The organism is Kluyvera genomosp. 1 (assembly GCF_001266615.1).
Lineage (GTDB): Bacteria > Pseudomonadota > Gammaproteobacteria > Enterobacterales > Enterobacteriaceae > Kluyvera > Kluyvera cryocrescens_A.
Map to the genome: position 1 here is coordinate 34,680 of NZ_LGHZ01000024.1, position 6,000 is coordinate 40,679.

Consider the following 6,000-nt stretch of genomic DNA (forward strand, 5'->3'; position numbering starts at 1 on the left):
ACAGGCGCTCTGTATTGGAAAAACGGGGAGGGAACTCAATGCCGTCTTTTTACCCGCGGTCCGCATACTTGCTGCGTTTGTGCTGATACAGCAATTCGTCCGCTTTGTGCATCGCCACATCCAGCGTATCTCCAGGCTGGAGTTGGTACGCCCCCCACGAAAATGCCACCAGTTTATCCTTGTCGATTGCGAGCAGCTGTTCGTTTACGCGCTCGATGACATCGCGGGATTTGTTCAGCGAATTATCGATAAGAATCAAACTGAATTCATCACCGCCCAGCCGTAAGCCATAGTCGCTTTTGCGAATGGCATTACCCAGCGCCTGACCCAGCGTTTGAATTGATTTATCGCCCATGTGATGACCGAGCGTATCGTTGATCCTTTTGAGCCCATCGCTATCGATAGCGATAACCGTGACCGGGATATTTCGGCCAACCAGCGACTGAAGCTTGTGCTCTAACTCGGGATTAATGACTTTGCGGTTATAGAGCCCCGTCATGGCATCGGTGATGTTATCCCGGGAAAGTGATTCTTGTCGGCTCAATTGCTTGCGTGCATAGCGACACAGTATCCAGGTTCCCGCTACGTAAAGTAAAAGCAGCCATAAATTGGTGGTGATAACGTAGATAGCATCCAGCTTGAGGTGAAGAGTGTAGTTCCGGGTTAACGAATCCTCGCCACCAATCATATAAAAGGATTTAAGATGCGGCTTATGGAAGATAATACGCGCGCCGGTTTTATTATCGGTGACGTACAGTGAAAGGAATTTCCACAAGAATGGCCGATCGATGGTCTTAAATGACACTACCAGATCGCTAATATTGATATCCGTAATCAGAATACCTTTCACTTTATCGCCGAGAAAAACAGGCGTGAGCATGCTGATAATATTGTTGTGGGTGTAACCGTCCTGGTAGATATGGGACAGCGTACTTTCACCCTTAATCAAATCGTCGAGTGCGTCTTCATCAATAGAAATCGTGCGGGCGCTGTGTGCGATATTAATGCTGCCATTATCACCTATCAGCCAGTTGCGGAAAGTATAGTTTTTAGTGTTAACAAGATGATTAATATAGATATAGCGATGAGAGAGATCGATGTAGTAGCGAATGTTGCGGAAGGTATAGCCGGTATAGTTCGAAAAACTGTATTTCGATAAATTGGCGCTCTCCGAAGCATGGATAATCGACAGTGCACCAATATCTCGGGCCCAATCTTCGCAGGCCTTATTGTGGGTCTGCAGCGTGCCTTCCAGATCATTGATATTCTTTTTCAGCAGATTGAATCCGTAAATCTTGCCTTCTTTCTCAAGATGCTGGCAGAGGCTGTTTGGATTGTTAGCGGTGGCTGAATAGGTCCGGCTATAAAATTCGCGCGAAAGTCGGGTGGCGATATTCTGATTAATCGACTCTTCATGGAATAGCGCAGATTTACCGTTCTCGACGATATATCCCATATAGTTCTGTAAATCGCGTGCTTCGCGAGTGGCCAGTGCGATGAAAAGCGCAGTCGTACACACGACGATCAACACCATCGCACTGATATATTTTTGTCGGGACAAAATGGCTAACTCCCTGTTGCACCACCTCTAAGCTGGGCAAAGTATAACACCAATCAATATTTTGTCCTGATACGAAAGGATGAGGAGTCAGCATTTCTCGTTTATCTGCCTACCCGAGCTTGATGCTCCGGTGTGTAGCGGGCACCGACAATTTGTATCGTTTCCAACGCCTGGGTAATCTGCTGCCAATCCTGCGTAGATAGCTTCAGGTTTGCGGCCTGTAGATTTTCCTCCAGTCGGTGCAGCTTCGTGGTGCCAGGAATCGGCGCTATCCACGGTTTTTGAGCCAGCAGCCACGCCAGCGCGATTTGCGCCGATGTCACACCTTTTTCGGCTGCCAGTTGCCCCAACAAGGTGACCAGTTTCTCATTGGCTTCAATGGCCTGCGCTGCAAAGCGTGGCACCGTGCGGCGATAATCATCTTTGCCAAAGGTGGTGCCAGAGGTAATCGACCCTGTCAGGAAGCCTTTACCCAACGGGCTAAACGGCACAAAGCCAATACCTAGCTCTTCCAGCAGCGGCAGGATCTCCTGCTCCGGCTCGCGCCACCACATGGAATACTCGCTTTGTAACGCCGTCACTGGCTGTACGGCGTGCGCCCGGCGAATGGTCTGTGCCCCCGCTTCGGAAAGGCCAAAGTGTTTGACCTTACCTTCCGCAATCAGGTCTTTCACCGTCCCGGCAACATCTTCAATCGGCACTTCCGGGTCGACGCGGTGCTGGTACAGTAAATCGATAACGTCGGTTTTCAGGCGGCGAAGCGACCCCTCGACGGCCTGACGGATATGCTCAGGTCGGCTGTTCAAAATCTGCTGCTTATTATCGTCACCAAAAGTAAAACCAAACTTGGTGGCAATGACCACGCGGTCGCGTAGCGGTTTTAACGCTTCGCCGACCACCTCTTCATTCAAATAGGGGCCGTACACTTCCGCAGTATCGAAGAAGGTGACGCCACGTTCGACGGCGGCGCGAATGAGTTCGATAGCCTGACGCGGATCGGTTGCCGGGCCGTAGCCGTGGCTAAGCCCCATGCAGCCGAGTCCAAGTGCTGAAACTTCGAGCCCAGATTTACCCAAATAACGTTTTTGCATTGAATTAGTTCCCCTTGGGCGTGTTTTAAACGTCGAGTTTGCGACCGGTCAGCCATTCCACCATCGCCGGATCGCGGTGAGAGAAGAAGGCGCTGGTGGCGGTATCCAGGGCGGTAATACGCCGCATATCGTCATCGCTAAGCGCAAAATCGAGAATATTGATGTTCTCCGCCATACGCGCTTTGCGTACGGATTTCGCTAGCGAAACGATGCCGCGCTGGAAGATCCAGCGCAGGACGACTTGCCCCAAGGTTTTGCCATACTTCTTACCTATCGCCGTTAATACGGGATGCTGGAACAGGCCGTTTTTACCTTCGGCAAATGGCGCCCAGGCTTCCGGCTGAATGCCGTGGCTTTGCATCCACGGTGCGGCGTGAAGCTGCTGATTGAAAGGGTTCACTTCAATCTGATTCACCGCAGGGACAATCTTGTTAAAGGCAGTCAGGTCGGCCAGCCGGTCAGGGTGAAAATTACTGACGCCAATAGCGCGAATTTTTCCCGCCTGCTGCAACTCTTCCATTGCCCGCCAGGCCCCGTGGACATCACCGTAGGGCTGGTGGATCAGATACAGGTCGACGTAGTCGAGCTGCAGGCGGTTTAGCGAACGTTCAAACTGCGCTTTGGCACCTTCATAATGGGTATCTTGTAGCCAAAGTTTGGTGGTGACGAACAGTTCGGAGCGCGCGATGCCGCTGTTTCTCAGTGCATTCCCCACCTGGGTTTCATTCTGATAGGAAGCGGCGGTATCAATCAGGCGATATCCCGTTTCGATGGCGTCGATAACGGCTTTCTCACATTCGGCCGCATCCGTCATCTGAAATACGCCAAACCCCAGCAGGGGCATCTCAATACCGTTGTTCAGGGTGACCGTTTGCATGGCGTTATCCTTTTGCTGTTGTGTGGAAGAAGGATAACGCAAAGGGATTTATTCGATTAGGTGGGGCAATTTGCTAGCCTTTATTAGATTAATTCATTAATCCTGTTTTATCGTTTTACGAAGGGAATCCACCAGGATTCCCTTTTACTTTGCGCTAGCGCGGCTGCTGCTGCGTGGCGCAGTGAATGCCGCCACCACCGGCGGCAACGCCGTCGATATTCAGTTGCACGATTTCGCGGTCGGCAAACAGCTCCTGCAAAATGGCGCGGGTATTGCGGTCGCGGCGCGTGTCACCAAACTCAGGCGCGATAACCGCGCCGTTGCAGACATAGAAATTAATATAACCGGCGGCGAAATCATCGCTGGCGTAGGTCTGTCGAATAGTCGATGGCCCCTCCAGCGTCACGACGTTCAAGCGTCGGCCTTTTGCATCCGAGGCCGCGCGTAAAATGTCCAGGTGACGTCGGGTCACGGCGTAATCAAACGAGGATGTGTCCAGCTCAAGCCCCGCCACTACTGTGCCTGGATGGGTGAAACGGGCATAGAAATCGGTATGACCATCGGTAATGTCCTTACCCGCAATCCCCGGTAGCCAGATGATTTTTTCCAGCCCCAGCAGGCGTTTTAGCTCGCGTTCACATTCGGCTTTGCTGACGCCGGGGTTACGATTGGCATTGAGCACGCAACTCTCGGTAATGATCGCCGTCCCTTCGCCATCGACTTCAATTCCGCCACCTTCAAGTATCAGCGTTGAGCGGATAAATTCGGCCCTGGACTGCCCGCACACAAACTCTGCAACCTCGGCATCCTGCGCATGTTCTTGTTTATCGCCCCAGCCGTTAAAATTAAAGCCAACACCGCCGAGTTCACCCTGTGCGTTGCGGACAAAGACCGGCCCGGTATCGCGTATCCACAAATCGTCAATTGGCTGCACCAAAAGGTTGATCGTCTGGCCGCAAAGGCGGGCGGCGAGGTCGTAATCCTCTTCGCGCACCAGCATATTGAGCGGTTCAAATGCGGCAATGGACTTGGCGATTAGCGCCAGATTGCCCTGAACGATCGGCAGCAGATGCGGCTCCCAGATATCTGCGCTGGCGCCAAACGCCATCCAGGTAGCCGAGTGGGGCGCGCCTTCGTCCGGCATGAGCCAGCCATCGTTTTTAGCAGCGCGGGCAAATCGGCTAAAGCCCATCTGGCTTGCGATCAGCATACCCGCAGAGGCCACCAGGCCGTGCCTGACGAAAGAACGTCTTGTTAACATAGAAATACCTTTTATGTTTATTCACCGGATTAACGATGAATGCAATAATAATAGATGATAAAAAATAAGTGCTGTTGCTTTATTAAATTATTAATAGTAACAGAGTGCTCTATTTCAGGCGGAATATAACACGGGGGATATAAGATGCAATTGCCTCGGGTTTATTAGTAGCGGTTTTTTAGCTGTTATTAAAAATTCTCAACTATATATTTATATATAATTTATATTTATCTGCCGATTTTCCCCGAGCCAATCCTCGCAGAATGTGATCGAACCGAATATTTTACTGAAATTATAGCGTGTCAAATAATGCAGTCGGCCGCGTTGGCTATAGTAAAAAGGGGCCGTAAACACTCATTTTTATCATCACTCGCGGGGCAGATTAATGAAAAAGATTCTGATGCTGGTCGGCGATTACGTCGAAGATTATGAAACCATGGTGCCTTTTCAGGCACTGAAGATGTTAGGCCACCGCGTTGATGCAGTCTGTCCGGATAAAAGCGCGGGTGACTTTGTGCAAACCGCCATTCATGACTTCGACGGTGCGCAGACCTACAGCGAAAAACCGGGGCACCGGTTTACCCTGAATGCGGATTTTAGCGCGGTGCGGGCGGCGGATTATGATGCGCTGGTGATCCCTGGCGGACGCGCGCCAGAGTATTTAAGACTTAATCAGCAGGTGATTAAGCTGGTGCAGGATTTCAACTCGGCGGGCAAACCTATCGCCGCTGTTTGTCATGGCCCTCAGCTTTTAGCCGCTGCTGGCGTGCTGGCTAACCGCACCTGCAGTGCCTATCCGGCGTGTGCCCCTGAAATTCGCTTGAGCGGTGGGCACTACGCGGACATTGGCATCGACCAGGCGCATGTCGATGGCAATCTGGTTACCGCCCCGGCATGGCCTGCGCATCCTGAGTGGCTGGCGAAATTTGTTGAAGTCTTAATGAAATAAATATGAACCCGGTATATCCACAGGTATACCGGAGCTGCTATCTGGACTGCTACTTTGGGCTCAGCTTCACATTGTCTTATTTATGAAATTAAAGACGGGAACTGGCTAGACATGATGCGATTAATTTATTAATGATGTTATTCATGCCCCTGACGTCACTGCTATTTTGGGCGTCAGCCTTTTAGCCAACAAAGGATTATGCCTGTCTCTTATACACATCTGACGCTCCTGTCTCTTATACACATCTGACGCTGCCGACGA

General features: G+C 51.1%; 5 protein-coding genes. 1 reads left to right on the plus strand and 4 read right to left on the minus strand.

Going from position 1 to position 6,000, the window contains the following annotated elements; all coding sequences use genetic code 11:
• Nucleotides 1-49: 49 nt before the first annotated feature.
• The 4 genes from dgcJ to KP80_RS14590 all read right to left on the minus strand — a co-directional run bounded on the left by dgcJ (nucleotide 50) and on the right by KP80_RS14590 (nucleotide 4,790).
• On the minus strand, nucleotides 50-1,561 hold the full coding sequence (gene dgcJ / locus KP80_RS14575) for a diguanylate cyclase DgcJ (protein WP_231625930.1): 1,512 nt from the start codon (nucleotides 1,559-1,561) through the stop codon (nucleotides 50-52).
• A gap of 101 nt (nucleotides 1,562-1,662) precedes the next feature.
• The gene (locus tag KP80_RS14580) at nucleotides 1,663-2,652 is read right to left on the minus strand and encodes an aldo/keto reductase (RefSeq protein WP_052284376.1); all 990 of its coding nucleotides are present in this window, start codon (nucleotides 2,650-2,652) and stop codon (nucleotides 1,663-1,665) included.
• Nucleotides 2,653-2,677: 25 nt separating this feature from the next.
• A complete protein-coding gene (locus KP80_RS14585; RefSeq protein WP_052284377.1) occupies nucleotides 2,678-3,529 on the minus strand; it encodes an aldo/keto reductase in 852 nt (283 codons plus the stop codon).
• A gap of 154 nt (nucleotides 3,530-3,683) precedes the next feature.
• On the minus strand, nucleotides 3,684-4,790 hold the full coding sequence (locus KP80_RS14590; protein WP_052284378.1) for an agmatine deiminase family protein: 1,107 nt from the start codon (nucleotides 4,788-4,790) through the stop codon (nucleotides 3,684-3,686).
• 385 nt (nucleotides 4,791-5,175) lie between these two features.
• Here KP80_RS14590 and KP80_RS14595 point away from each other — a divergent pair, with 385 nt between their 5' ends.
• Complete coding sequence (locus KP80_RS14595) at nucleotides 5,176-5,739, plus strand: DJ-1/PfpI family protein (RefSeq protein ID WP_052284379.1); 564 nt, start codon at nucleotides 5,176-5,178, stop codon at nucleotides 5,737-5,739.
• The last annotated feature ends 261 nt before the right edge of the window (nucleotides 5,740-6,000 follow it).